Below are 25,962 nucleotides of genomic sequence, written 5' to 3' on the forward strand. Positions count from 1 at the left end.
TCAGAAGGTCAGGGCGGGCCGGCCCACGGGAGCCTGCTCGACGGCCCCGAGCGCGGTGGCGTCCGGGCCCCGGCGGGCCTGGCGGGCCAGCAGCCAGTAGTTGAGCAGGATCAGCACCCCGAACAGGCTCGTGAACACGATCAGCGAGGTCAGCATCTGCCCCGCGCTCACCGGCGAGACCGCGTCCGAGGTCTTCAGCAGCCCGTAGACGGCCCACGGCTGGCGTCCCATCTCGCGGAAGATCCACCCGGCGATCATCGTGACGAACGGCACCGGGATCATCAGCGTCAGCATCCAGTGCCAGAGCCGGAACCCGCGCACCACCGGCCGGATCAGCATGAACAGGAAGCTCGCCGCCGAGAAGAACAACATCACCGCGAACAGGATCATCATCGTCGTGCCCGCCCCCTGCACCCACCCGATCGGCGGCAGGTAGTCGCCGGGCCCGAACCGCGCGACCATGTCGGCCTGGGCGCGGGCCATGTCCTCGGCCACCCCCGACCAGACGGCCGCCTTCGCCGGCTGCAGCGTCTCGAAGCCCATCCCGCCGAAGATCGCGGTGACAAGCGTCGCGGGCAGCGCCACCGCGACGCCGATCCGCAGCGACTTGCGGAAGAAGTCCTGCTCGGTGGTACGCCGCCGCAGGTGGTAGGCGCTCACCCCGGCCATGAAGAACCCGCCCACGACCATCGCGCCGCCCAGCACGTGCCCGAACGCCACCAGGGCCGCCGGGTTCGACGCCAGCGCGCCGAAGTCGACCAGCTCCATCACGCCGCCGGTCATCCGGTAGCCGACCGGGTTCTGCAGGAAGCCGTTGGAGATCAGGATCCAGAACGCCGACGCGTACGCCGTCAGCGTCACCACCCAGATCAGCGCCAGGTGCGCCCAGCGGTTCAGCCGGTTCCAGCCGAAGATCCACAGCCCCAGGAACGTCGACTCGATGAAGAACGCCACCAGCGTCTCGATCGCCAGCGAGGCGCCGAACACGTTGCCGGCGAACTCCGTCAGCCCGCTCCACGACAGCCCGAACTGGAACTCCATCACGATGCCGGTGACGATGCCCATCGCGTAGTTGATGATGTAGAGCTGGCCCCAGAACCGCGTCATCCGCAGGTGGACCGGGCTGCGCGTCAGGGTCGCCCTGGTCTGGATCACCGCCACCAGCGTGGCCAGGCCCAGCGTCAGGGCGACGAACAGGAAATGCGCCCCCGCCGTGAGGGCGAACTGCAACCGGGCGAGCTCAACGGTGTCCATGCCAAGGACGATCCCGGTACGGTCACCGTCCCGGCGTCATGCTCCGGCGGGCACCTGGCCCGCAACTTTCACGGTCCCTTGACGGCCAGGCGTACATCTCAGGGAGTAAGCCACCCCGGCGTGATCATGCCCGCCTCGTACGCCAGCACCACGAGCTGGGCGCGGTCGCGCAGGCGCAGCTTGGTCATGATGCGGCTGACGTGCGTCTTCGCGGTGGCCGGGCTGAGCACCAGCTTCTCGGCGATCTCGTCGTTGGACAGGCCGGCGGCCACCAGCACCATCACCTCGCGCTCCCGCTCGGTCAGCGCGTTGAGCTCGGGACCCGGCTCGGGACGCTTGACCCGCCCGGCGAACTCCGCGATCAACCGGCGCGTGACCGACGGCGCGATGAGCGCGTCACCCCTGGCCACGACCCTGACCGCGTGGATGAGCTCAGCCGGTTCCGTGTCCTTGACCAGGAAGCCGCTGGCGCCCGCCTTGAGCGCGCCGTAGACGTAGTCGTCCAGGTCGAACGTGGTGAGGATGATCACCTTCACCCCGTCCAGCCGGGGGTCGGTGACGATCTGGCTGGTGGCCTCCAGGCCGTCGAGCTCGGGCATGCGGATGTCCATGAGCACGACGTCGGGGCGCAGCTCGCGGGCTTTGACGACGGCCTGCGTGCCGTTCGCGGCCTCGCCGACCACCTCGATGTCGTCCTCGTCGGTCAGAATCGACCTGAACCCGGCCCTGACCAGGTTCTGGTCATCGGCGAGCAGCGCGCGAATCATCGCTTTCCATCCTGTACGTGAGTGTCCGCCGGACCCTCCTGGGTGGTGGGGGCGGGGCCGTTCTGGTGCGGTGGGGTGGTGAGGGGGAGGGTGGCGACGACTGTGAAGCCGCGGCCGGGGCGGGGGCCGGCGTCCAGGGTGCCGCCCAGTGCGGTGGCCCGCTCGCGCATGCCCTGCACGCCGAAGCCGCTGCCGTCGGTGTAGACCGCGCCCGGCCCGTCGTCCTCCACCTTGACCACGATATTTCCGGATGTGCGGGTGATGGTGACGGTTGCTTGGTTTGTGCCGGAATGTCGGGTGATGTTGGTCAGCGACTCCTGGATGATGCGGGTGGCGGCCAGGTCCACCTGCGCGGGCAGCCCCGACACCTCGCCCGCGACCGTCGCCACCACCTTCAGCCCGGAACGTTTCACCAGCTCATCCAGGCGATCCAGGCTGTCGGCAGGCGCGGTGGGCGCTTCCTCGTCCACCTGCCGCAGTACCCCGAGCGTGGTTCTCAGCTGCCTGAGCGTCTCCTTGCTGGTGTCCTTGATCGTACGCAGCGCGGTCTCGGCGTCCTCCGGCCGCTTCTTCAGCCCGTGGAGCGCCGACCCGGCCTGCACGTTGATCAGGGAGATGTTGTGTCCCAGGACGTCGTGGAGCTCGCGGGCGATGCGCAGGCGTTCCTCGGTCTCGCGGCGCCGGGCCTCTTCCTCCTTGGTGTGCTCGGCGTCGAGGGCACGTTGCTCGGCCTCGTGCTGGAAGGCCCGCCGGTTCTTGGTCACCCCGCCGAACGCGATGGCGGCCACCACCCAGCCGCCGATCATCACGAACTGCGAGTCGTCCACGTGCCGGGCTTCGCCCATCTCCCCGATCCCCATCCCGAGCACGGAGGCGGCGCCGGTGGCGATCGCGGCGATCAGGTGCCCCTGGTCGGCCGCGTTGTACAGGGCGACCAGGAAGATCAGCAGCAGCGGGCCGTCGAGGCGGGCGTACGGATAGTAGAGCGCCGTGCACACCGCGGCCACCAGCAGCGCGGCCACGGGAAAGCGGCGCCGCAGCAGCAGCGCGCCACAGGCGATCGCGGGCAGCGCGAAGTCGAGCGCGTTGGGCGTCACCTCGGGCCGCAGGCGACCGGTGAGCACGGTCCCGGCGATCAGCGCCGCGATCACGGCGATCGACGACCACGTGCTCGGCTGCAACCTGGGCATGCGCCCATTGTGTACGGCTTCGCCCTCTGGTGGGTAAGTGAGGGGAATGACCATCAAGGATGAACTCCAGCAGGTAGACGATGATCTGGCCAGGTTGCGCCAGTCGACGCTGGAACTGCGGGAGCAGATCGGGGACATGGGGGCGACCGACCAGGTCGAGCGCTCCCAGCTGCTGGAGATGGCCGACGGCCAGGACCGGCTGATCGTGGAACTCCAGGGACGACGCGACGATCTCGCCCGTCGCCTGCGGCAGGAGACCGGCTAGAACGCCCCCCGGCGACGTCCGGTGATCAGCCCCTCCTCGGGCCGGAACAGGGCAGCCGGGGCCGGGACGGTTCGCGGCCGCGACGGCAGGGGGCGGCGCAGGCCACCGGAAGGCATCTGGTGCACAGGCGAGACGGCAGACCGGAGGCCCTGGCGGCAGGGCCGGGTCAGGGGAGCAGGTGGCCAGGTCAAAGGGAGTGGGGCCAGGTCAGGGGAGCGGGGGCCGGGGCAGAGGTTAAGGGCAGGGCTTCAGGGCTTACCGCCAGGTCAGGGCAGGGGAGGGTGCGACTGGGTGGGGCTGGGGGGTTGGCCCGCTCGTGGTGAGGCTGGGGCGGGCCGACTTCAGGGGCTCGGGGTCACGGGTGGACGGTGGCCTCGGCGTGGGGCTTGCGGAGGGCGGCGCCGACCTCGTGCAGGTGGCTGAGGGCCTGGCCGTAGGACTCGATGAGGCCGGTCGTCAGGTAGTCGACGCCGATCTCGGCGCAGTAGCGCTCGACGATGGGCTGGGCGCGCCGCAGGTTGACCGCCGGCATGTTCGGGAAGAGGTGGTGCTCGATCTGGTAGTTGAGCTGGCCGGTCGCGATGTCGGTGAACCAGCCGCCGTGGACGTTGCGGGAGGTCAGTACCTGCTTGCGCAGGAAGTCGAGCTTGTCGTCGCTGGTCAGGATCGGCATGCCCTTGTGGTTGGGGGCGAAGGTGCAGCCCAGGTAGATGCCGAAGACGCCCTGGTGGATCACCAGGAACAGCAGGGCCTTGCCGACCGGCAGGATGGTGAAGATCAGGCCGAGGTACCAGGCGCAGTGGGCCAGCAGCAGTGTCAGCTCCAGGGCGCGGTTGCGCATGCCGGGCTTGGTCAGCGCCTTGAAGCTGGCGATGTGGAGGTGCCAGGCCTCCAGCGTGAGCAGCGGAAAGAACCAGAAGGCCTGATACTTCGCGATAAAACGGGGCAGGCCGCGGCTGCGTTCCACCTGCTCCGTCGACCAGACGATCACCGCGGGCGAGACGTCGGGATCGTGGTCCTCGTGGTTGGGGTTGGCGTGGTGCCGGTTGTGCTTGTCGGTCCACCACGCCCAGCCGAGGCCGACGCCGAGGTTGCCGATCAGCCGTCCGGCGATCTCGCTGGGCCTCCTGGTCCTGAACACCTGCCGGTGCCCCAGGTCATGGGCCAGGAACCCGATCTGGGTGAAGACCAGCGCGAGCAGGACGGCTACTCCCATCTGCCACCATGAGTCGCCGACCCACACGAACAGGGCCCACCCACCGAAAAAGGCGAGGCCCACCAGGCTGCCCCGTACGGCGTAGTACACGAGCCGACGGTCGAGCAGACCGGCTTCCGTGATCTTGCGAGCCAAGCGCGCGAAGTCGCTTCCTCTGATCTCTGTAGTCACGCCCCAACAGTGGCCTATTCGCGGCACATAGGGAAGATCATCGCCGGTCGGACCGTCTTTCCGCAGCTAGAGAACTGATCCACGCGCGTTGGCGCCCGTACGTTTCCCGGGCGTGTCAGGTGGAATCCACCGGTTGAATCATGAACGGGGCGGGGTCAGAGGTCGGCGGCGCGGGCCAGGAGGGCGAGGCGTTCCGACTCGCTGTGCGTGCTCTCCGCGGCCTGCCGGAACAGTACGGCCGCGCGCTCCCGGTCACCCGCGCGGGCCGTCAGGTCGGCCTCGGCCGCCACCAGCAGCGGGTAGTCGCCCAGCGCCCCACCCGACCGCAGTTCGGCCAGCAGGGCCAGGCCCGCCTCCGGCCCGAAGGCGTACCCGTGCGCCACCGCCCGGTTCAGCTCGATGACCGGGCTCGGCTGCAGCCGTACCAGATCGTCGTAGCAGCCGGCGATCATCGGCCAGTCGGTCGCTTCGAGGGTCGGGGCCGTGGCGTGGCAGGCGGCGATCCGGGCCTGCAACGTGTAGGGGCCAGGGTGGCCGAGCCTGGACAGGATGTCGGTGGCCTCGTGGATCGCGAGGTGGTCCCAGCGGGTGCGGTCCTGCCGGTCGAGGGGGACGAGGCGGCCTTCCGGGTCCCGGCGGACCTCGCGCCGCGAGTGCTGCAGGAGGAACAGCGCGAGCAGCCCCGCCGCCTCCGGCTGTTCTGGCATCAGGCCGGTCAGCAGCCGGGCCAGCCGGATCGCCTCCTCGGCGAAGGCCGGCTCCCCGTCGGCGTTGTACCCCTGCGTGAACAGCAGGTACAGCACCGCGAGCACCCCCGGCAGCCGCTCGCCCAGCGCCGCCCCTTCAGGCACCCGATAGGGGATGCCCGCCTCTGAGATCTTGGTCTTCGCCCTGGTCAGCCGCCTGGTCATCGTCGACTCGCTGACCAGGAAGGCGCGCGCGATGTCACCCGTCGGCACCGCGCAGATCGTCCGCAGCGTCAGCGCCACCCGTGCCTCCAGCGCCAGCGCCGGATGACAGCAGGTGAAGATCAGCCGCAACCGGTCGTCCACGACCTCCTCCTGAGGTTCGCCCTCGGTGGCGGCGGTCAGGGCGAGCACCGCCAGTTCCCTCAGCTTGCGGCGTTCGAGGGTGGCCCGCCGCAGCACGTCGAGCGCGCGGTTGCGGGCCACCGTCATCAGCCAGCCGCCGGGATTGTCCGGTACGCCCTCACTGGGCCAGCGCCCCAACGCCACGGCCAGCGCCTCCTGCGCACTGTCCTCGGCCAGGGTCCAGTCGCCGGTGATCCGGATGAGCGCCGCGACGATCCGCGGATACGCCTCGACGGCGGCCTCGGAAGCGGCGCGGGCGGCGGCGTCGTCCATCAGAGGTCGATCAGCGGCCGGAGCTCAAGGCGGCCGTTGCGTGCCATCGGGTGGGCGCGGGCGACCTCGATCGCCTCGTCCAGATCGGCGCACTCCAGCAGGTCGAACCCGACGATGACCTCCTTGGTCTCCGCGAACGGCCCGTCGGAGACGATCAGCTGCCCGTCGCGCACCCGCACGGTGGTCGCGCTGGCCGGAGGCGCGAAAGCGGAGCCGTCCAGGCGCCGTCCGGCCGCGTCGTTTTCCGCCACCCACACCTCGATGTCGGGCTCGGGGGTGGTGTCGGTGTCGGGCTCGGTGTCGCTGCAGACGAACATCATGTACTTCATCTTTGGCCTCCTTGGTGTGACTTCACCATGGTGACGAGCGGCGGCGGCCGTACCGGACAGCGGGCTTGAAGATTTTTCTCACGCCGTCATCTGGAGCCTGCGGTAGTGGCGGGTGTCCCAGATGGCGACCACGATCAGGATCACCAGGGACCCGGTGCTCAGGAGCAGCGGCGGCACGACGGGCACCAGGATCGCCAGCACGGCGAAGACGCACAGCGCGCCGATCGCGGCCAGGCGGGGCACCGAGGGCGTCCCGAAGACGATGTACTTGAACCAGGTGTGACCGGCGAGGTAGAGGGCGGGCCCGCCCAGCGCCATCAGCACGGTCGCCACCTCGGCCCGGCCGCCGGGATGGGCGATGACCAGTTCGTCGCCGACGGCCGAGACGATGATCCCGAGCACCATCGGGATGTGCGCGTAGGTGTACGCGGACCGGCCCAGCCTGCCCGGATCGTCGGAGGACTCGATGCGTTCCGCGGCCAGGTCGGCGGTCAGGTCGAAGTACACCCACCACATGGCGACGCTGCCCAGCAGGCAGATCGTGAACGCCGCCAGCGTCAGCGCGTCCGGTTTGGCCCCGGCCAGCGTGGCGCCGGTGACCAGGATCGACTCGCCGAGGGCGATGATGATGAACAGCTGGCACCGCTCGGCCATGTGCGCGCCGTTGATCTGCCAGTCGTGGGTGGACGTGCGGCCGATGACCGGCGTGGGGAAGCCGATCATCGGCGCGCCGTAGTCGAGCAGCAGCGCGATGATCCACAGCACCACCTGGAGGGAACCGCCCAGCCAGGCGCCGGTGATCCAGAACACCGCGGAGATCAGGAACCAGAAGCCGACCCCGATGAAGACCTTCTGCAGGTCGGCGCCCGCGGTGGCCCAGATGACCACGGCAGTCCTGCCGACCTGGATCGCCACGTAGGCCAGCGCGAACCACATCGCCCGGTCCCCGAACGCCTCGGGCACCGACGCGGCCATGATCAGGCTGGCCAGCATGAGGCCGCCGAGCATGATGCGGATGACCGGGTGGTTGGGGTCGCAGTAGTTGGTGGTCCACGTCGTGTACATCCACGCCCACCACACGGCCAGCGTCAGGAACAGCGCCTGCGCGGCGCCGCCGACGGTCAGGTGGGCCAGCAGCAGGTGCGAAAGCTGGGTGACGGCGAAGACGAAGACGAGGTCGAAGAAGAGCTCGAAGGGGGCGACCCTGGGGCCCTCCGCGCCGTGGTTTCTGATGGCTCTCATCACGGGCCTTCCACAGCGGTGAACAGCGGCAACATGCGGACACCATAGTGACAGCGGCTGACAGGGCCATGACAGAGGGCCGCGGGAGCGTGTCCGGCATGAGAAGCGTACTGATCGGCCCCGGACACCAGCAGCGGCCCGAGCATCGCGATCCGCACCCGCCCACTTCAGCGATCAGGCGACCTTCTGCCCCATGCGGTAGACGGCCAGCGGGCGGCAGAGTGTGGTGACGTCGGCCAGCGGGTCGCCCGCCACGACCAGCAGGTCGGCGTCGAATCCGGGCGCGATCCGGCCCTTCCTGGGGCCGACGCGGCAGACGCCGGCCGCCACCGAGGTGACGGCGCGCAGCACGTCCAGCGGCGCGTACCCGGCGTCGACCAGCATCTGCACGCCGTGCGGCAGTAGCCCGTGCGGCTTGATCGGGGCGATGCCCGCGTCGCTGCCGATCACGAACGCCACCCCGGCCGCGTACAGGGTCCTGAGCACCTCGATCATCTTCGGCAGGCGGGCCATGATCTCGGGCGGCGGTGCCATGCCGGGTACCGGCACGATGCCCGCGGTCAGCGAGACCACGACCGGCGAGTCGGCCAGCGCGGCGATGATGCGCGGATCGGGCTCGACGCCGTCCTCGGTCCAGAAGCCGCAGTGCTCGATCGTGTCGAACCCGGCCCGCAGCGCCTCGGCGATGCCCTCCGGGCTGTGGGCGTGGGCGGCGACGGGCAGGCCGGCGGCGTGCGCCTCGTCCACGGCGGCTTTCAGCTCGGCCGGGCCGTACTGCATGAGGTGGGGTGCCGAGCCCTCGGTCATCTGGCCGCCGGTGACCATCACCTTGATCACGTGAGCGCCGCGCGCGGCCCGCTCCCGTACGGCGGCGCGGACCGCCGCCTCGCCGTCGGCCTGGCCGCCGAGCCACCAGCAGTGGCCGCCCGAGGTGGTGATGGGCGGGCCGGAGGCCAGGATCTCCGGGCCTTCCGTGGTGGTCAGGCCGAGGCCGAGCGCCAGGTAGTCGCGGTCGCCGAGGTCGCGCACGGTCGTGACGCCGGCGGCCAGGTGCTGATGGGCGGCCTGGCGCATGCGGGCGGCCAGGTCCGGCCGGTCGAGGTGCGCGACGGGGTCCTCGCTGGCGTCGAAGGCCAGGTGGACGTGGCAGTCGATCAACCCGGGCAGCAGCGTGGCCGTGCCGAGGTCCTGGTCGGCGGGCCCGGGGCTGGAGACCGCGGCGATCCGGCCGTCGTGGATGGTGACCACCCGGTCTTCGTACAGGTCCTGGCCGTCGAACAGGCGGCGTGCCCGCATGGTGAACATGCCCCCACCATGGCACCGCGCACGCCGCCTGACCTGAGTACCCCTTACTCAACCGTCGGCGGCGCCGGCTTCTCGTCGGTCCAGCCGGAGGCGAGCACGGTCTCGATCCGGTCGCCCTTGCCCGGCATGCCGATGACCTGGTGCGACTTCACCATGGAGGTCTCCGGGTCGATGATCACCCGGACCTGGGTGGGCTGGCCTTCCTGCAGGAGGAAGTCGATCGCGGTCCCCTGGCTATCGACGCCTTCCACGATCTTCACCTCGGGCATGTCGGCCAGCGCACGGTAGGCGGCGGCGCGGACGTCCGGCGAGACCGGGACCTCGTACAGCAGCGACACCAGCATGGACGCGGTGGTGCCGGACTCGACGCGGGTGCTGTTCGTGGGTGGCCGGCCGGCGTAGGCGAGGAAACGCTTGTTCACCCACGCGGTGAGCTGCTCCGGGTCGGTGGGAATCTTCGCCAGCTCGGCATAGGTCGCCTCGCCGCTCGCCACGTAGAACGTCCGCGGGCCCTTGCCCTTCACCAGCCTGGGCTCGCCCGGCTTCGGGAAGCCCCACGAGGTCGGGGAGCCGTTCTCCTTCCACGCCGCCTCATTCGTCGGCCGGACGGGCAGCATGACGGAGCCGTGCCAGCTCTGTCCCTTCTTGTCGGTCCAGGTCTCGGAGATGTTCGTGACCTCCAGGCGGTAGCGGCTGCCCGGCTTGCCGTACTCCTTGGCCCAGCGCATCGTGAACTTCTGCTTGACGTGCCAGAACCGGCCGTCGGGCGCCTTCTCCGCCTGCGCGGCGGCGGCCAGCAGCACCGGCTGTCCCAGTACCGTCGGCGCCTTGCCCGGTTCGGCGGGCAGCATGCCCGGTGCCACGACGACCGCGCCGGTGGCGACCGCGAGCGCCGCCAGCCCGAGCTTCCAGGGAAGCCTGCGCCGGGCCCCCGCCCGCAGGCGCGCGGCCACCCTGGCCTTGGCGAACGGGTCGCGGGGCGGCTCGCCGTACAGTTCGCGCACCCGCGTCAGGTCATCCATGGTCGCTCTCCATCGGGTTGGCGCCGCCCAGCACGGCGCGGAGCTTGGTGCGGGCACGGCTCAGCCGCGAGCCGACCGTGCCGTAGGAGACGCCGAGCGCGTCGGCGACCTCCTGGTGGGTGAGCCCGGCCAGCGCGACCAGCAGCAGCACGTCGCGCTCGCCCCTGCCGAGCGCGGCGATGGCCGCCGCGAGCGCGGGCCGCAGGCTCTGGGCGCTGACCGAGGCGGTCACGCGCTCCTCATGGCCCGGGGAGTCGGGTGCGGCGCCGTGACGGTTCATGGCGCGAAGGGCTCTGACTTCGGTACGGCGGTGCTTGCCGACCAGGTTGGTGGCGATGCCGTACAGCCAGGAGCGCAGGGCCGCCCGGCCCGGGTCGAAGCGGGCCCGCTTGCGGAAGGCGGTCAGGAAGGTCTCGGCGACCACGTCGTCGGCGTGGTCGGGGCCGAGCCGCTGGGCCACGTAGCGGTGTATCTCGGGGAAGTAGGTGTCGAAGACCGCGTCGAAGTCGTCGAGTGACGCCTCGGGAGGTTTTTCGACGTGAGTGGCTGCCATGCTGGATATCACCCGATGTGCGGGAACGCTTTCCCTTCCGGGATCAGGAGAATACGCGTGACTTCAGCGAGGGGAAGCGCTGGACCGTGCGCAGGAAGGTCTTGAATCCCGTCCTGGCCAGCCGGTTGTCACCCACGAACTGCTTGGCGGCCCTGAGGGAGTCGCGGACGGCGGCGAAGCCGTACCCGCGCATCTGCTCCTCGTAGGCGGCGATGGCGGCGATCTCGTCGCCGTCGGCGGTCAGCGCCAGGCAGAGCAGGCGGGCGTCGCGCAGCGCGGTGTTGGCGCCGATGCCGCGCATCGGGGTCATGCTGTGGATGGCGTCGCCGAGCAGGGTGATGTTGCTCGCCGGCCAGGCCTCGATCGGGATCGAGGTGCGGATCGGCAGCAGGGAGACGGTGTCGGGGTGGGAACGTTCGACCATGGTGCGCAGGTCGGGGTGCCAGCCGGAGATCATGTCGCTGACCGCGGCCCGGAGCTCCGTGCCCGGCAGATCGGCGACGTCGGCGGGGAAGCGGCCTTCGGCGGCGCCGACAGCCCACAGGATGTAGCTCGCGGCGTTGTCCATGAGCACGCCGTCCTGCTCGGTGGCGCCGATGCCCTCGGCGGGGGCGGTGCCGTCGAGGTCGTGCGGGGCGCAGAACAGGCCGATGCCCCGGGGCGGGATGACGTTGTTCGGGCCGTCGGTGAGCCGGCGGGCGAGCAGGCCGCGGGTCTCGTCGGTCAGCGGGAACTTTCCGGCGACCGTGGTGATGCCGGTGTCGACGCGTTCGGCGTGCGGGAGGTACTGCTTGCGCACCCGTGAGTTGCCGCCGTCGGCCGCGACCACGATGTCGGCCACGTCGGTGTCGCCGTCGGCGAAGTGCAGGCGGACCCGGCCGTCCGGCAGCCGTTCGTAGCGCTGGTAGGACTTGCCGAAGCGCACCACGTCCTCCAGGCCCGCCAGCAGGACCTGCCGGAGCGTGATGCGGCTGACCGAGTGGTGGTCGTCGGCGGGGTCGGCGGCCTTGGGCGTCTCGATCAGCGCCAGCACGTCGAGTCGCTCGGTCAGGAAGCCGAAGTCCTGGCCGCTGGTGCCGGTGGTGTCGAGGAAGGCCCGCCACAGCTCGGGAGGCAGGCAGTCGCGCAGGGCGCGGGCGCCGTGCGGGTCGATGTGCACCCGGTAGCCCTGCAGGCGGGCGGCGGGTGTGTGGTCCCGTTCGTAGACGGTGACCCGGACTCCGGCCTTGTGCAGCCCTTGGGCCAGGCAGAGCCCGCCGATGCCGCCGCCGATGATCGCCACGTGCTTCTTCGTCGTCATGATCCTCACTATCATCCATACGGATGATTCTGTCAACCAAACGGATGGATGATAGTGTGCGGTGCATGAGACGTGCACCGGAGGAGAAGCAGCGCGACCCCGAGCGCACCAGGGCGCGCATCCTCGACGCGGCCGTGACGGAGTTCGCGGCCAAGGGGTTCGCCGGGGCCAGGGTGAGTGAGATCGCCGCGCGCGCCGGAGTCAACAAGCAGCTGATCTCGTACTACTTCGGGGGGAAGGAGGGGCTCTACAAGGAACTCGCCGGGCGGTGGCAGGCGGAGGAGAGCGCGTTCGCCGATCAGGCGGCTTCGCTGGCGACGCTCGTCGCCGGGTATGCCAGGGCCAACTCCGCCCATCGCGAGATGGGGAAGCTCATGGTCTGGGCGGGGCTCACCGAGGGGGTCCCGGCCGATCCCGCCTTCGTCGAGAACATACGGCGCGACGTGGCCGAGCTGGGCAGGCGGCAGGGCGAGGGGGAGTTTCCCGGGGACATGGATCCGGGGATGTTGCTGGTGGCCTGCTTCGCCATGGCGGCCGCGGGGGTGTCCTTTCCGCAACTCGTCCAGGCGGCCACCGGGCTCGACCCGGCCTCCGCGGAGTTCGGGGAGCGTTACGCCGAGCAGGTCGCACTGATCGTCGGACGACTCGGGTCCTGATCCTCCGCCTTCGGTGCGTCGGTCCCCGGGAGCCCCCTGTTCCCGGGGTGACCGGCGGGGGCTATCTGGTGACGAGGCGTTCGAAGAGGTCCAGGGCGGCCTGCCGTACCTCTGCGGGGGCGAGGCCGTCGAGAGTGTTCCTGGCGTGGTTCGTGTCGCGGGTCGTGGCCAGCGTGATGGCCACGGACGAGGCCGCCGCGCGGCTCACCGAACCGGCGGGCGCGTTGTCGGCGAGTTCCTGGGCACTGGCGGCGAGGTCGAGGTTGTCAGTCAACGGGGCTCCTCGGCATGGTGGCGGCAGAGGCTCATTGCATCATCTGGGGTGGTGTTCCATCCACCATTCGGTGAATTCCCGGCATCGGCCGTCCTGGCCGAATCTGATCACCCAGAGATTGCTGAACGTCCGGTCCGGATACACCGTCGTGCCCTGCACGATCGCCAGGTCTCCGGTCACCGTCAGCGGTTGCCAGGTGAAGGAGGTCTGGCCGGGCTCGTCCTGGTTGGCGAGCCAGCCGGCCACGATCGCGTCGCGGCCGTGCCATGGCTGTGCGTGGGGCTCGGTGTAGTAGGACGCGTCCTCGGTGTAGAGCGCGGCTATGCCGGCCGGGTCGTTGGTGTTCCACGCCCGGACATAGTCGGCGATCCACTGTTCGAGGTTCATGTCCCACCAGGGTAGACCGCCTCAGGCCGCGAGGATGTGGCGGCCCTGGACCGGCGTGGCGGCGGTGCGGGCCAGGGGGATGAACGACACCAGCAGGCACAGGGCGCCGAGCGGCATGAGGTCCTTGTTCATCAGGGGCAGCATGAAGTCGAGCATGACCAGCACGGGGGTCCAGTACTTGACCTGCTTGACGACGGCCAGGTGGGTGACCAGCACGAACTGGGCGATGTAGAAGAGGAACGGCCCGCCCTGGTAGACCAGCAGGTCGACGCCGGGCACCTCCTGGACCCGGTCGAACAGCACGCCCATCCCGGCGTTGTCGGCGGCCATGAAGCCGACGACGACGTCGATGACGAACTGGGCCATGGCGCAGGCGATGCCGGCGATCCCGGCGACGACGGTGACGGTGGGCAGGACGCCGCCGCCCAGCCTGCGCCTCATGTCCAGAAAAATCGGGATAAAGAGGGCGAGGGCGGCGATGAAGGCCAGGTGGCCGGTCGTCCAGGCGATCCCGGGGCCCCGTGAGCCGTCGAGGCCGTCCAGGATGCGGATGACGCCGTAGGCGAGGACGAGGAGCGGGGTGGCGAGGTACGCGGTGCGCAGGTTCATGCCTCAATCCTGGGATTTCGCGCCCCGGAAATGATCGCCGGTGCGAGCGATCTCGCCCCTCCCTCGCACGGGGGATTCTCCTTAAGGTACGGTCCTTTGGCTATCCTGGTCGGATGCTCGGGCGGATAGACCTCGACGAGGACGGCGGCGCCCTCTACATGCAGATCGCCGACGCCGTGGTGGCCGCCGTCGCCCAGGGCCGGCTCAGCCCCGGCGACCGGCTGCCGGCCGAACGTGACCTGGCCAGGGAGATCGGCGTCAGCCGTGACACCCTGCGCCAGGCCCTGCGGGAACTGCAGCGGCACGGCCACGTGGTGCGTACCGTGGGAAGGGGTGGGGGCACGTTCGTGGCCGAGCCCAAGGTGCGGCGCAACCTGTCGCGCTACTCGGGTCTCGCCGACGAACTGCGCGAGCAGGACATGAAGCCCGCGGCCCGGGTGCTGTCGGCCCGGGGCCGCTCGGCCAGCCCGGCCATCGCCGCCGCCCTCGGCGTCGAGCCGGGCGAGCCGGTCCACGAGATCGTCCGCGTACGGCTGGCCGACGACCGCCCGGTCGCCCTGGAGCACACCTACTACGCGCCGGCCCTGTTCCCCGGCCTGCTCGACCACCCCCTCGACGGCTCCATATACGAGCTGCTCAGAGCGGTCTACGGGCACACGCCGGTCCGGGCGGTGGAGTACCTGGAGCCGATCCTGGCCGGCCCGGAGGAGACGGCGGCGCTGGACGTCGAGGAGGGCGCCCCGCTGATGTACATCGAGCGGATCGCCTACGACGACGCCGACCGGCCGGTGGAGTTCGGCAGGGATGTCTATCGCGGCGATAGAACACGCATGGTGGTGTGGGGATTGTCCGAAAGGTAGGCAACCATTAGCGTCTGACGCCGTGACCCACCACGAGATCGTGATCATCGGCGGCGGCGTGATCGGCTGCGGCATCGCCTACCACCTGGCCCTGCGCGGCAGGACCGACGTCATCGTGATCGAACGGCTCGGCCTGACCCACGGCACCACCTGGCACGCCGCCGGCCTCGTCGGCCAGTTGCGCGGCTCCGGCAACCTCACCCGGCTGATGCGCCACGGCGCCGAGCTCTACCGGGACTTCGGCGACGAGGCCGGATGGCACGGCGTCGGCAGCGTCAGGGTCGCCGCCACCGAAGACCGGTGGCAGGAACTCAAGCGCGCCGCCACCGCGAGCAAGGGCTTCGGCTTCGACGCGCACCTGATCTCCCCGCGCGAGGCCGCCGAGCTCTTCCCGCTGCTGGACCCGGCCGGGATCGCCGGCGCCATCTGGATCCCCTCCGACGGATACGTGGACCCGAGCCAGCTCACCCACGTCTACGCCCGGCGCGCCCGCGCGGCCGGGGTGAGGTTCGTCCAGAACTGCCGGGTCACCGCCCTCGAACGCAGCGGCCGCAGGATCGTCGCGGTCGTCACCGAGCAGGACCGGATCGAGGCCGACGTGGTGGTCAACGCCACCGGCATGTGGGGCGCAGAGACCGCGGCGATGGCCGGTTCCGCGGTGCCGGTGTGCGCCCTGGAGCACCAGTACCTGGTCACCGCCAAGTCCGAACACGTCCCCGCCGGCCTGCCGACGTTCCGCGACCCCGACGGGCGCTACTACATCAAGCCCGAGGCCTCAGCGCTGGCCGTCGGCGGCTGGGAGGACGGCACCCGGCCGTTCCCCGTGCCCCGCGACTTCGGGCCGGAGCTGCTGCCGGCCGACTTCGAGCGGTTCGAGCCGCTGGGGGAGGCGGCGATGGCGCGCGTGCCGTGCCTGCGTGAGCTCGGCGTCCAGTCGATGATCAACGGGCCGATCCCGTTCTCGCCGGACGCCGAGCCGATCATGGGGCTCACCGGCGAGCTCGACAACCTCTTCCACTGCTGCGGCTTCTCCTCCGGCATCGCCGCCTCGGGAGGGGCCGGGCTCGCGATGGCCAACTGGATCGTGGACGGCGACCCGGGGATGGACCTCTGGCCGTTCGACGTGCGGCGGTTCGGGCGGGCGCACACGGTGTACGGCGCGCTGCGCGAAAGAGCGGTCGAGGCGTACGCCCGCTACTACGCCGTCGGCTACCCGGGGCACCAGGCGCGGGCGGCGCGCGGTCAACGGCGTAGCCCGCTCTACGACAGGCTGCTCGAACGCGGGGCCGTCTATGGGGCCACGGCCGGGTACGAGCGGCCCGGCTACTTCGGTCCGCCGGAGACGCCGGGATTCGGGCGGACGGAGGCGTGGCCGTACGTGGCGGCCGAGCACCGGGCGGTCCGCGAGGGTGTCGGCATCGTGGACATGAGCTCACTCTCGAAGTACGAAATTTCCGGACCTGGGGCGCTGCCGCTCCTCCAGAAGCTGGCCGGAGCCGACATGGACGTCCCGGCCGGGAAGGTCGTCCACACCCAGCTGCTCAACGTCCGCGGGGGCATCGAGGCCGACGTCACCGTCACGCGGCTCGCCGGTGACCGCTTCTACCTGGTGACCGGGAGCGCGTTCGGGGAGCACGACACCGCCTTTCTGCGGCGGCATGCCGTACCGGATGTGACGATCACGGACGTCGGTTCCGCCTACGCGGTCGTCAATGTGTGCGGGCCACGCTCGCGGGACCTGCTCGGCGCGCTCAGTCCCGCCGACCTCGGCAACGCGGCCTTCCCCTACCTGAGCGCGCGGCACATCGACGTCGCGCACGCGCCCGTGCTCGCGCTGCGCACCACCTGCGTCGGCGAGCTCGGATGGGAGCTGTACGTGCCCGCCGAGTACGCCCTCGACCTCTACGAACGCCTCGTCGGGGCCGGGTTCGGCGCGGTCGACGTGGGCTACAGGGCGCTTCGGTCGCTGCGGCTGGAGAAGCACTACCTGGCCTGGGCGGCCGACATCAGCGCGGACGACAACCCCTACGAGGCGGGCCTCGCCTTCCACACCAGGCCCGACAAGCCGGAACTGCTGGCCGGACCCGCCCTGCGCACGATCCGTGACCGGGGGCCCGCGCGGCGGCTGTCGTGGTTCACCGCCAGTGGTGACGTCGTCATGCACGGTGGCGAACTGCTCATTCTTCCTGACGGCAGGTTGACTCCTGTGAAAAGTGCCGGTTTTGGACACACGGTGGGGGAGAACATCTTCTGTGCCTACGTTCCGGCGCAGGTGGCCGTATCTTCCGAGTTCGTGGTGGAAATTATGGGAAATCGGCACCCTGTCCGGCATCACACCGCGCCTCTTTACGACCCTCAAGGTGTAACAATCCGTGCCTAGGCGGGTCGATCATCACCTGTTACGTTCCGAGGGCGACGCGCACCATCGGGGAAATTCTCAGACAAAACCTAGGAGTCCCGTATGCGTACCTCCCTGCGCAGAGGGATCACCGCGATCATCGCGGTGATCACCCTGCCGGTGGCCCTGGCCACCCCGGCCCAAGCCGGGGGTGGTCTGGACGACATCATCGCCAAAGTGATGGTGAAAAAGGTCAAGGGCACGAATGTCAAAAAGCACCTCGACGCACTACAGGCCATCGCCACCGCCAACGGCGGCACCCGCGCCACCGGCACACCCGGTTACCCGGCATCGCGCGACTACGTGGCCGGCAAACTGCGCAAGGCCGGCTACAAGGTCACCCTCCAGCCGACCGACTTCGTCGAAGGCTGGGTGGAGAACAGCCCGCCCACCCTCAACCTGACCGCGCCCGGCCAGAAGACCTACGTGCCCAACGAGGACTTCTTCACGTTCCAGCCGTCACCTCCCGGCGACGTGACCGCACAGGTCCAGGGCGTTGACCTCACGCTCCCGCCCACGCCGACCCCCACCTCCACCAGCGGCTGCGAACCGGCTGACTTCAACGGCTTCGTCGCCGGCCGGATCGCCCTCATCCAGCGCGGCACCTGCGCCTTCGCCCAGAAGATCCGCAACGCCGGCCGGGCCGGCGCCTCCGGCATCATCGTCTTCAACGAGGGCCAGCCGGGACGTACCGAAGCCAACCCCCTCGACATCGGCGAGTGGCGTGGCGGCGTGCCCATGGTCTTCGCCGACTTCGCCGTCGGCAACGAACTGGCCGCCACCGCCGGCGCCACCGTCCGCCTGAAGGTCGACGCCACGCTCACGCTCGGCAAGAGCGACAACGTCATCGCCGAGACCCGCGGCGGCGACCCGCGCAACGTCGTCATGGTCGGCGCGCACCTCGACAGCGTCGATGCCGGGCCCGGCATCAACGACAACGGCTCCGGCAGCGCCGCGATCCTGGAGACCGCGCTGCAACTCGCGCACTTCCCGGTCAAGAACAAGGTCCGCTTCGCCTTCTGGACCAGCGAGGAGATCGGGCTGCTCGGCTCCGACCAGTACGTCGAACGGCTGAGCGCCGCCGAGCGCAAGCGGATCAGGGTGTACCTGAACTTCGACATGGTCGCCTCGCCCAACTACGCCTTCAAGCTCTACGACGGCGACGACTCCGACGCCACCGGCTCGCCCGCCGGGCCTCCCGGAAGCGCCCACATCGAGAAGCAGCTCGACAAGTTCTTCAAGTCCCGCAACCTGGCCACCGTCGGCACAGACTTCGACGGGCGTTCCGACTACGGACCGTTCATCGCGGTCGGCATCCCGTCCGGCGGCATCTTCACCGGGGCCGAGGGCATCAAGACCCCTGCCGAGGCCGCGTTGTTCGGCGGGCAGGCGGGCGTCGCCTATGACGTCTGCTACCACCTGGCCTGCGACACCATCTCCAACATCAACATGACCGCCCTGGACGTGGACGCCGACGCCATCGCCGACTCCACCGCCCGGTACGCGTACAACCTGAACGGCATCCCGCAGCACAGCGCCGCTGCTGTAGCGCCGGTGGCGGTGACCACCGCCGGATAGTCCTGGGGCCCGGACTCGCCAGAGTCCGGGCCTACCAGACGTCAGGGAAACCGAGCGCTCATCCCGCCGTCCACGGCCCACTCCGCGCCCGTGACGAAGCCGGCCGCGTCCGAGGCGAGAAAACAGATCACCTCGGCCACCTCGTGCGGCGACCCCATCCGCCCCATGGGATGCAGCCCCTCCACCCTGGCCCGCTCACCCGGATCCGGGTGCTTGTCCAGGTACTCCTCCACCAGCCGGGTGGCGGTCCAGCCGGGGCTGACCGCGTTGACCCGCACCCCGTGCGGCCCGACCTCCAGCGCGAGACTCCGCGTCAGCCCGACGAGCCCGGACTTGGCCGCCGCATAGGGAAACATCCCGCGCGTGGTCAGCCGGGCGTGTATCGACGCGACGTTGACGATCGCCCCACGCCCCGCCGCCTTCATCCCCGGCAGCACCGCCTGCGCCATCATCCACGCGGCCTTCAGATCGATCGCGAACACCTCATCCCACTCGGCCTCGGTCATCTCAACGGGGTCGTAGTAGGCATTGCGCCCCGCATTGTTGACCAGCACGGAGATCGCCCCCAGCTCGTGCGCGATCTCGGCGACCGCCGACCTCACCTGCTCACCCGACGTGATGTCCGCCTGTACGGCAAAGCCCCGCTCAGCCGCCAGCACATCCACCACCCCGACCCGCGCCCCTTCCCGGGCAGCCACCTCCACCACGGCCGCCCCGATTCCCCGAGCACCCCCGGTAACCAGCACCACCTCCCCCTCAAGCCGCCCACCCATCACCCAGCCCACCTCTCCTCATCCACGCCACCCACCCAACACCCACAACCCCGCTTCCGGACCCTCGGCCCCCGGACTCCACACTCTCGACCCCGGACCTCGCCTCCGCCCCGAACCCCACGCGCCCCTCACCCACGGACCCCGCCCGGCCTCGCACACCTTCCCTGACCGCCCTGCCACGCCCTCGCCTTTGCCCTGCGGCTCTGGCCGTCGGGTTTCGGCCCCGACCACGGACCGCCCCGAACCGCGACCCGAGGGGCCCTGGCTCCGGCCCCTGGCTCCGGCCCCTGGCTCCGGCCACCGACCCACGCGGGACCTTGTGACCCCGAGGGTCCCAGCGTCCGGCCTCCGGTTCTCGGGCTCCGGCTCCCGGCCCTCGGCTCCCGGCCTCTGGCCTTTGCCTTCGGCTCCCGGCCTCCGCCCTCAGCTCCCGAACGTCGGGCTCCGGCCTGCGGCTCTCGGGCGTCGGCCGCAGGTTCCTCGTCGGCGGGCGCAAAGGCACGGGGCACGGAGGCGCGAGCGGAGCGGGGGTCGCCCCATCGTGGGCGTGTGGGCGTGGGTTGGGGGACTGGGGTCATGGGGTGGGGTTGAGGGTGGTTAGGAGGGTTTTGACGGTGGTGGTGTCGCCGGAGGTTATGGCGCTGCCTATCCCGCAGGCCACCGCGCCGGCGGCGATCCAGGCCGGGGCGTTTTCCACGGTGACCCCGCCGGTCGGGACCACCGGGGCCTGGGGGAGGGCCTGGAGGAGGTCGCGCAGGACGTCGGGGGAGGAGGCGCGGGCGGGGAAGAGCTTCACGGCGTCGGCCCCCGACTCCAACGCGGTCACGATCTCTGTCGCCGTCGCCACGCCAGGCAGTACGGCCAGGCCGTACCGATGACCGGTGGACAGGACCTGCCGGTGCAACGACGGGGAGACCAGGAAGCGGGCGCCGGCCAGGGCGGCGAGGCGGGCGGTCGGTTCGTCCAGGACGGTGCCGGCGCCGATCACCGCGTCCGGGCGGGAGCGGACGATCTCGGCGATGGCGTCGATGGCGCCGGGCGTGGTCAGGGACACCTCGACGACGTCCAGGCCGGCGTCCACGGTGGTGATGGCCGCCTGTACCGCCGTCTCGGCGTTGACGGCGCGGACGATGCCGACGACGCGGCGTTCGGCGATCCTGTTCATGACCTGCCAGCGATACATGCTCATCTCCACCCATGCGCTCAACCGAATCGGTCAATCATCCCCGGTCCGGTCGGCTCCCCTACATTCCGTCGCCGTCCCAGCGGCCTCGGGAGCGGGAGCGTACGGGCAGGCTGGAGATGATCGGCGCCGGGATCGGGTCGCCCGGCTTCCACACCCGCCCGGTGCCCCAGTTGTGCGCGCCCGCGTCCGTGCGCTCGTCCGGATGCTCCAGCGAGGCCGGATCCGCACCCCAGTCCAGAGCCTCCGCACCCTCGTGGTGGGTGTGGCCGCCCTGGAGGCGGGCGGCGTCGCGAGCCTTGGCGATGGCGAGCAGGCTGTGGTCGGTTCCCTGGCCGTGCGGGACGTAGTCGGCGTCCGTGCCGCCTGTCTGCCGTGAGTAGTCCAGTGACGCCCGCAACATCGCCAGTTCTTGCGGCGCTCGCTGCCCCACCCCGAGATCGTGGGTGGACTGCGACCACCGCCCGGCGGGCCCGTAGTTGAGCGCCTCACCGCCCCACCGGACCCACTCGTTCTGCGTGTACCAGTTGAACAACTCCCCGTCCGACCGCAGCAACCACGTGGCCCCACCCTCCATCGAGGTGAAGTGCCCGTGTTTCACCCGGGCGGGCCGGAAGAAGTACGTGCCGAGGTCGAGCGTCCCGAAGTTGTACTCCATGTGCCCCTGCAGCGTGTACGCCTCCTCGTAGCAGGGATGGTGGGCGAGCCGGTGGTCGGCCCAGCCCTCCTGCGCGTGCACCAGCCGGGTGTAGAAGCCCGTCAAAGGGTCCACATGGAGGTATTTGATGAAAAGTCCGGGCATGGGGCCGGGGTTCGGCACCGCGTCCCACTCCATCGCCGCCGAGTCGATCACGATGACGTCCTCCCGGGCCTCCGCCCAGCGCGCGGCACCGGTGTCGAAGCCGGCGTCGCCGTACTCGCGATAGTGGAGGATCCGCGTCCCCTCGGCGAACGTGATCGCCTCGACCGGCACTCCCTTCGGCGCGTACACGTAGCCGCCCTGGCCGAGGCGCCGCCCGCCGTACGTCATCGAGCCTTCGAGCACGTAGAACTCGCTGTCGGCGTGATGCACGCCCGGCCCGCGCCCCCAGCCGGTGTGGAAGTCGACGCGCAGCGACGACGAGCCGTCCTCCTCGTCCACGGACAGGCGCCGCTCGCTCGCCCGCCCCTCGCCGCCGACGAGTTCGGCCGCGTGCCAGATGTAGTCGCCTTCTTGGATCACTTCAACGTGGGGACGCATGCCACTCCTTCAGCTCGCGCTTGAGGATCTTGCCCGCCGCGTTCCGTGGCAGCGCGGGCACGAACTCGATCTGCCGCGGCAGCTTGGCGCCCGACAGCCGCCGGCGGCAGTGCTCGACGAGCCGCGCCGCCTCGACCGCCGCGCCCGGCTCCGTGACCACGAACGCCGTCACCCGCTCGCCCCACCGCTCGTCCGGCAGCCCGACGACGGCGGCCTCGGCCACGCCGGGGTAGGCGGCCAGCGCCTCCTCGACCTCGCGCGGCGCGACGTTGACGCCACCCGAGATGATCATGTCCTTCTTGCGGTCGACGATGTAGAGGAAGCCCTCCTCGTCGCGTTCGACGAGGTCGCCGCTGGTCATGAAGCCGTCGGCGGTGGTGCACGCCGCGGTGGCGCCGGGGTCGCCGAGATAACCGTTCATGAGGTACGGCGAGCGCGAGAACAGTTCACCCTCGACGATCCTGACCTCGGTCATGAACCAGGGCGTCCCCACGGACCCGATCTTGCGCCGGGCGTCGGCGGGGCGGCAGTCGCTGATGATGCCCGCCTCGGTCGAGCCGTAGAGCTCGTGCACCCCGACCCCGGGAAAGGCGTCCAGCACCCACTCCTTGAGCGTGCGCGGCAGCGCGGCGGCATTGAAGAAGAGCGTGTCCAGCGAGGACAGGTCGTGCCTGCCGAGCCCGTGCGCGCGCAGCATGTGGGCGTGTGCCGGGACCAGGAACACCGACTGCGCCCGCGTCTCGGCGATCATGGCGAGCAGCCGCCCGGGGTCCCAGGCCCGTAACATCGCGACGGTCCCGCCGGTGTGGACCGGCGCGTACCCGAAGGCGAAGCCCGCGCCGTGGTACATGGGCGCGACCGCGATGGTCCTGCGTCCCGGCCCGAGCCCCCACTCCAGGGCGGCGGCGTAGAAGGTGAGGGCCCGCGAGCGGTGGCTGATGACCACGCCCTTGGGTCGCCCGGTGGTGCCCGAGGTGTAGGCGACGCAGAACGGCTCCCGCTCGTCCACCTCGACCCGCGGGTCGGTACCCGGCGAGGTGGCCAGCACAGCCTCATAGGACGGGCCGAGCGACAGAACGGTACGCGGCAACCGGTCCACGGCCCCGGCGAAGGCGTCGTCGAGCACGATGGCCCGAGCCTGCGAATGATCGAGGATGTACGCGCTCTCCGCGGCCGTCTGCCGGGGATTCATCGGCACCATGACCAGCCCGGCCTTGGCGATCCCGCAGGCCACCTCGGGATACTCCAGCCGATTCCCCATCAGCACCGCGACCCGTTCACCGGTACGTAACCCGGCCTTGAGCAGGGCGTTGGCCAGCCTGCTCGACCGATCGTCCAGGGCGCGAAAAGTCAGCTCCCGCCCGCCGTCGGCCACCGCGACGGCGGCAGGCGTCGCCGCGGCGAACTCACGCACGCCGCCGGCGATCGAGAGCTGCATGTTTCGCATAGTGAAACGCCTTTCCAATACATAGCATGATCCCCGCCCCCAGCGACGTCAACGACAATGGGCAGATGCTGACCATGCGCCCGTACACGGACGCCGACCTGCCCTGGATCCAGGAGACCGTCGCGGAGTGGATCGCCGGCGCGGGCCGCTGCGCCTACGACCACATCGGTGAGCTGCCCCACCGCATCTACGAGAACATCAGGGGCCGCCGCCCGACCGGAGAGGTCGTGCACGTCTGGGAGGACGGCGGCCGCCTGGTCGGCCTGACGGTCAACACCCGCTTCGAGAACGCCTTCGACGTCTTCACCGCCCCGGAACTGCGCGGCACCCAGGCCGAGGCCGACATGATCGAGGCCGCCTGCGAGACCACCGGCCGGGGCGAGGACGAGGTGCTGACCGACGTCTTCGACTGCGACACGGCCAGGATCGAGGTGCTGGAACGCCTGGGCTTCACCCGGTTCCGTACCTGGGACGACGTCAACGAGGCCGCCCTCACCGACCTGCCGGCGCCGAGCCCGCCCGCGGGCTTCACGCTGCGCGCCGCCCGGCTGGCCGACGCCGACGAGCTGGCCCGCGCCCGCAACAGCGCCTTCGACGCGGAGTGGACCGGCGCGCAGTACCGCGACGAGGTCATGCTCAAGCCCGGCTACGACGCCGACCGCGAGATCGTCGCCGAGTCGCCGGACGGCCGGATCGCCTCATTCCTCGTGTACTGGGTGGACCGGCGCAACGCCATCGGCCACTTCGAACCGGTCGGCACCCACGCCGACTACCACCGCCTGGGCCTGGCCAGGGCGACCATGCTGCACGCCATGCACCGGATGCGCGCCCTCGGCCTGACCACCGTCACCGTCAACCACGACGCGGAGAACGTCCCGGCGAGGAGGCTCTACGCCGCACTGGGCTTCAAGAAGACCCACGAGACGTACGGCTATCGTCGCTCGACGAGCCGGCCAGCAACGCCAACAGTCCCATGACCGAGCTGCCGATCACCGATCCCGCACCGCCGTCGGCCAACCAGTAGCCGCCCGCACCCAATGCCAGGAACGCGCCACCGGCGAACATGAGGAACGGGCCGTCCCCGTCGGCGTGTAGCGCGCCCCACCAAGCGGTCAGCGCCGCGAGGAACATGCCTCCGATCATGACGGCATCCGCGTCCGCCACGGGCCGGAGCTCCGCGACGATCGCGGCCACGATGGGGACGATCACCGCCGCGCCCGCCATGACCAGACCCGCCAGGGGGTCCCTCCGGTCGCGCGCGTCCACCGCCAGGCCGAGCGCCGCGGCGAGCACCGGCAGGAACAGGACGACCAGCAAGACGACCTGCCAGCCGCCGCCGAGACGGGCACCGGTCTGGTAGATGATCGCGCTGAACAGCCAGACGAAGCTCAATGCGGCCAACTGCCCCGGGCCCACGCCCGTCGTCTCCAGCGGACGAGGCGGCGGTGGGGGCGGCACGATCACCGGGGCCGCCTCCTCCTGCCGCGTGTCCCGGATCTCCATGGCGAGGTGCACGGCGCCGCGTACCACGGCCAGTTCCGGCTCCTCCACCTTCAGCACCGTCACCCCCGAGCGGCGCGAGATCTGCGCGTGCACCATCGGCAACCGGCTGCTCCCGCCCACCGGGATCACCTTGGTCACGTCGTCCCAGGCCAGCTCCTGGTCGCCGAGCAGCCGGTCGCACTCGTCCACGGTCTCGGCCAGCGGCTTGTCGAGGAGTTCGCCCAGTTCGTCCCGCGTCATCGTGAACAGGACCGGAGGGTTGAGCTCGGACAGCAGCGCTTGGTGTTCCTCCCGCTCCGACAGCGCGTGCTTGATCTTCTCGCAGGTGTCCCTGAGGCCGAGCCGCCTGCGCAGCACGGCAACGCCCGGCTCGGGGTCGGCGAACAGCTCGTCCACCTGCTCGGGGTGCCGCTCCCTGATCGCGGTGAGGATCTCGCGGTCGAAGTCGATCCCGCCGAGCGTGGGGATGCCGCCCGGCCGGCCCACGTCGCGAAAGCCCGCGTTCGTGGTGCCCTTGGTCAGGGCGCAGTCGAAGGTGCCGCCGCCCAGGTCGTAGAGCAGGATCGTCTGCTCGTCGAAGAAGCGCTGCCCGGTGACCGCGCCGCGTACCCCCGCGACGGGCTCGGACACGAGCGTGACCGTCGCCGGATCGAACCCCGCCAGCTGGGCGGCCTGCGTCATCAGGTCGTGGTTGCCGGCGTCCCAGCTGACCGGCACGGTGATGACGACCGCGTCGGGCTCGCCCGGCGCCGCCTGCCGCGCCTGCGCGCGCAGGAACCGCAGGACCTCGGCGGCCAGCTCGTGCACCTGATAGCGGCGGCCGTCGAGGTGGACGGGCGCGTCGTCGCCGAAGTCGCGCTTGAACTCGGTCCGGTAGTTCTGGATGTAGGCGGGCCCGAGCCGTTTCGCCGCCGTGCCCACGTGCAGCCTGCCCCCGGTCGCGAGCACCGCCGTCGGAATCTCGGCCGCGCCCGGCGTCTCCGGATCGGGCACCGCGACGACCCGCCCGTCCGCCAGCCCCACCATGATCGAGGAGTTGGACGTGCCGAAGTCGATGCCGTAAACCACTCCCACCG

The 25,962-nt window shown here is 70.5% G+C and carries 25 protein-coding genes; 6 read left to right on the forward strand and 19 right to left on the reverse strand.

The window, feature by feature from the left end; genetic code table 11:
• The 3 genes from ACFWY5_RS47280 to ACFWY5_RS47290 all read right to left on the reverse strand — a co-directional run bounded on the left by ACFWY5_RS47280 (window position 1) and on the right by ACFWY5_RS47290 (window position 3,211).
• Window positions 1-1,254, reverse strand: coding sequence for a cytochrome ubiquinol oxidase subunit I (locus ACFWY5_RS47280; RefSeq protein ID WP_379638808.1), 1,254 nt, complete (start codon window positions 1,252-1,254; stop codon window positions 1-3).
• Window positions 1,255-1,352: 98 nt separating this feature from the next.
• Window positions 1,353-2,021, reverse strand: coding sequence for a response regulator (locus tag ACFWY5_RS47285; protein WP_379618414.1), 669 nt, complete (start codon window positions 2,019-2,021; stop codon window positions 1,353-1,355).
• Window positions 2,018-3,211: a sensor histidine kinase gene (locus ACFWY5_RS47290; protein WP_379638809.1), complete on the reverse strand. Its 1,194-nt coding sequence runs from the start codon at window positions 3,209-3,211 to the stop codon at window positions 2,018-2,020. The genes ACFWY5_RS47285 and ACFWY5_RS47290 overlap by 4 nt, the downstream gene beginning before the upstream one ends.
• A gap of 46 nt (window positions 3,212-3,257) precedes the next feature.
• On the opposite strand from ACFWY5_RS47290, the gene ACFWY5_RS47295 reads away from it, so the two are divergent.
• A complete protein-coding gene (locus ACFWY5_RS47295) occupies window positions 3,258-3,476 on the forward strand; it encodes a hypothetical protein (protein ID WP_379618418.1) in 219 nt (72 codons plus the stop codon).
• A 355-nt stretch (window positions 3,477-3,831) separates the two neighbouring features.
• On the opposite strand, the gene ACFWY5_RS47300 is transcribed toward ACFWY5_RS47295, so the two are convergent.
• From ACFWY5_RS47300 to ACFWY5_RS47335, 8 genes are all read right to left on the reverse strand, one after another.
• The gene (locus tag ACFWY5_RS47300) at window positions 3,832-4,863 is read right to left on the reverse strand and encodes a fatty acid desaturase family protein (RefSeq protein ID WP_379618420.1); all 1,032 of its coding nucleotides are present in this window, start codon (window positions 4,861-4,863) and stop codon (window positions 3,832-3,834) included.
• 155 nt (window positions 4,864-5,018) lie between these two features.
• Window positions 5,019-6,227 (reverse strand): RNA polymerase sigma factor, encoded by a 1,209-nt coding sequence (locus ACFWY5_RS47305; protein WP_379638810.1) that lies wholly within the window; start codon window positions 6,225-6,227, stop codon window positions 5,019-5,021.
• Complete coding sequence (locus tag ACFWY5_RS47310) at window positions 6,227-6,556, reverse strand: YciI family protein (RefSeq protein WP_379618424.1); 330 nt, start codon at window positions 6,554-6,556, stop codon at window positions 6,227-6,229. Before ACFWY5_RS47310 ends, ACFWY5_RS47305 begins: the two co-directional genes overlap by 1 nt.
• A 78-nt stretch (window positions 6,557-6,634) precedes the next feature.
• A complete protein-coding gene (locus tag ACFWY5_RS47315) occupies window positions 6,635-7,798 on the reverse strand; it encodes a low temperature requirement protein A (protein ID WP_379638811.1) in 1,164 nt (387 codons plus the stop codon).
• A gap of 174 nt (window positions 7,799-7,972) precedes the next feature.
• Window positions 7,973-9,103, reverse strand: coding sequence for an amidohydrolase family protein (locus ACFWY5_RS47320; RefSeq protein ID WP_379638812.1), 1,131 nt, complete (start codon window positions 9,101-9,103; stop codon window positions 7,973-7,975).
• Window positions 9,104-9,147: 44 nt separating this feature from the next.
• The gene (locus ACFWY5_RS47325; RefSeq protein WP_379638813.1) at window positions 9,148-10,125 is read right to left on the reverse strand and encodes a CU044_5270 family protein; all 978 of its coding nucleotides are present in this window, start codon (window positions 10,123-10,125) and stop codon (window positions 9,148-9,150) included.
• Window positions 10,118-10,678, reverse strand: a complete 561-nt coding sequence (locus tag ACFWY5_RS47330) for an RNA polymerase sigma factor (protein ID WP_379638815.1) — start codon at window positions 10,676-10,678, stop codon at window positions 10,118-10,120. The genes ACFWY5_RS47325 and ACFWY5_RS47330 overlap by 8 nt, the downstream gene beginning before the upstream one ends.
• Window positions 10,679-10,721: 43 nt before the next feature.
• Window positions 10,722-11,978, reverse strand: coding sequence for an FAD-dependent oxidoreductase (locus tag ACFWY5_RS47335; RefSeq protein WP_379638816.1), 1,257 nt, complete (start codon window positions 11,976-11,978; stop codon window positions 10,722-10,724).
• Between the two features lie 65 nt (window positions 11,979-12,043).
• On the opposite strand from ACFWY5_RS47335, the gene ACFWY5_RS47340 reads away from it, so the two are divergent.
• Window positions 12,044-12,634 (forward strand): TetR/AcrR family transcriptional regulator, encoded by a 591-nt coding sequence (locus ACFWY5_RS47340; RefSeq protein WP_379638817.1) that lies wholly within the window; start codon window positions 12,044-12,046, stop codon window positions 12,632-12,634.
• 61 nt (window positions 12,635-12,695) lie between these two features.
• On the opposite strand, the gene ACFWY5_RS47345 is transcribed toward ACFWY5_RS47340, so the two are convergent.
• From ACFWY5_RS47345 to ACFWY5_RS47355, 3 genes are read right to left on the reverse strand one after another with little or no spacing between them, the layout of a single operon-like run.
• Window positions 12,696-12,908, reverse strand: coding sequence for a hypothetical protein (locus tag ACFWY5_RS47345; protein WP_379618437.1), 213 nt, complete (start codon window positions 12,906-12,908; stop codon window positions 12,696-12,698).
• Window positions 12,909-12,947: 39 nt separating this feature from the next.
• Window positions 12,948-13,295 carry a YybH family protein gene (locus tag ACFWY5_RS47350; RefSeq protein WP_379618439.1) on the reverse strand — a complete coding sequence of 116 codons (348 nt, stop codon included), beginning with the start codon at window positions 13,293-13,295 and terminating at the stop codon, window positions 12,948-12,950.
• Between the two features lie 21 nt (window positions 13,296-13,316).
• Window positions 13,317-13,904 (reverse strand): hypothetical protein, encoded by a 588-nt coding sequence (locus tag ACFWY5_RS47355; protein WP_379638818.1) that lies wholly within the window; start codon window positions 13,902-13,904, stop codon window positions 13,317-13,319.
• Window positions 13,905-14,017: 113 nt separating this feature from the next.
• Between ACFWY5_RS47355 and ACFWY5_RS47360 the strand changes: the two genes are divergently transcribed.
• The 3 genes from ACFWY5_RS47360 to ACFWY5_RS47370 all read left to right on the forward strand — a co-directional run bounded on the left by ACFWY5_RS47360 (window position 14,018) and on the right by ACFWY5_RS47370 (window position 18,740).
• Complete coding sequence (locus tag ACFWY5_RS47360; protein ID WP_379618443.1) at window positions 14,018-14,764, forward strand: GntR family transcriptional regulator; 747 nt, start codon at window positions 14,018-14,020, stop codon at window positions 14,762-14,764.
• 22 nt (window positions 14,765-14,786) lie between these two features.
• Window positions 14,787-17,144, forward strand: coding sequence for an FAD-dependent oxidoreductase (locus ACFWY5_RS47365; protein WP_379638819.1), 2,358 nt, complete (start codon window positions 14,787-14,789; stop codon window positions 17,142-17,144).
• 81 nt (window positions 17,145-17,225) lie between these two features.
• Window positions 17,226-18,740, forward strand: coding sequence for a M28 family peptidase (locus ACFWY5_RS47370; protein ID WP_379638820.1), 1,515 nt, complete (start codon window positions 17,226-17,228; stop codon window positions 18,738-18,740).
• A gap of 41 nt (window positions 18,741-18,781) precedes the next feature.
• Here ACFWY5_RS47370 and ACFWY5_RS47375 read toward each other — a convergent pair whose 3' ends face one another.
• From ACFWY5_RS47375 to ACFWY5_RS47390, 4 genes are all read right to left on the reverse strand, one after another.
• Window positions 18,782-19,525, reverse strand: a complete 744-nt coding sequence (locus ACFWY5_RS47375; RefSeq protein WP_379638821.1) for an SDR family oxidoreductase — start codon at window positions 19,523-19,525, stop codon at window positions 18,782-18,784.
• Between the two features lie 562 nt (window positions 19,526-20,087).
• Complete coding sequence (locus ACFWY5_RS47380; RefSeq protein WP_379638822.1) at window positions 20,088-20,696, reverse strand: bifunctional 4-hydroxy-2-oxoglutarate aldolase/2-dehydro-3-deoxy-phosphogluconate aldolase; 609 nt, start codon at window positions 20,694-20,696, stop codon at window positions 20,088-20,090.
• Window positions 20,697-20,757: 61 nt separating this feature from the next.
• On the reverse strand, window positions 20,758-21,936 hold the full coding sequence (locus tag ACFWY5_RS47385) for a DUF4437 domain-containing protein (protein ID WP_379638823.1): 1,179 nt from the start codon (window positions 21,934-21,936) through the stop codon (window positions 20,758-20,760).
• Window positions 21,920-23,374: a class I adenylate-forming enzyme family protein gene (locus tag ACFWY5_RS47390; RefSeq protein WP_379638824.1), complete on the reverse strand. Its 1,455-nt coding sequence runs from the start codon at window positions 23,372-23,374 to the stop codon at window positions 21,920-21,922. The genes ACFWY5_RS47385 and ACFWY5_RS47390 overlap by 17 nt, the downstream gene beginning before the upstream one ends.
• Window positions 23,375-23,409: 35 nt before the next feature.
• On the opposite strand from ACFWY5_RS47390, the gene ACFWY5_RS47395 reads away from it, so the two are divergent.
• Window positions 23,410-24,360 carry a GNAT family N-acetyltransferase gene (locus tag ACFWY5_RS47395; RefSeq protein ID WP_379638826.1) on the forward strand — a complete coding sequence of 317 codons (951 nt, stop codon included), beginning with the start codon at window positions 23,410-23,412 and terminating at the stop codon, window positions 24,358-24,360.
• On the opposite strand, the gene ACFWY5_RS47400 is transcribed toward ACFWY5_RS47395, so the two are convergent.
• Window positions 24,290-25,960: an Hsp70 family protein gene (locus ACFWY5_RS47400; protein ID WP_379638827.1), complete on the reverse strand. Its 1,671-nt coding sequence runs from the start codon at window positions 25,958-25,960 to the stop codon at window positions 24,290-24,292. The genes ACFWY5_RS47395 and ACFWY5_RS47400 overlap by 71 nt on opposite strands.
• Window positions 25,961-25,962: the final 2 nt, after the last annotated feature.

It is taken from the genome of Nonomuraea sp. NPDC059007 (assembly GCF_042740555.1).
In the GTDB taxonomy this organism is placed as follows: Bacteria; Actinomycetota; Actinomycetes; order Streptosporangiales; family Streptosporangiaceae; genus Nonomuraea.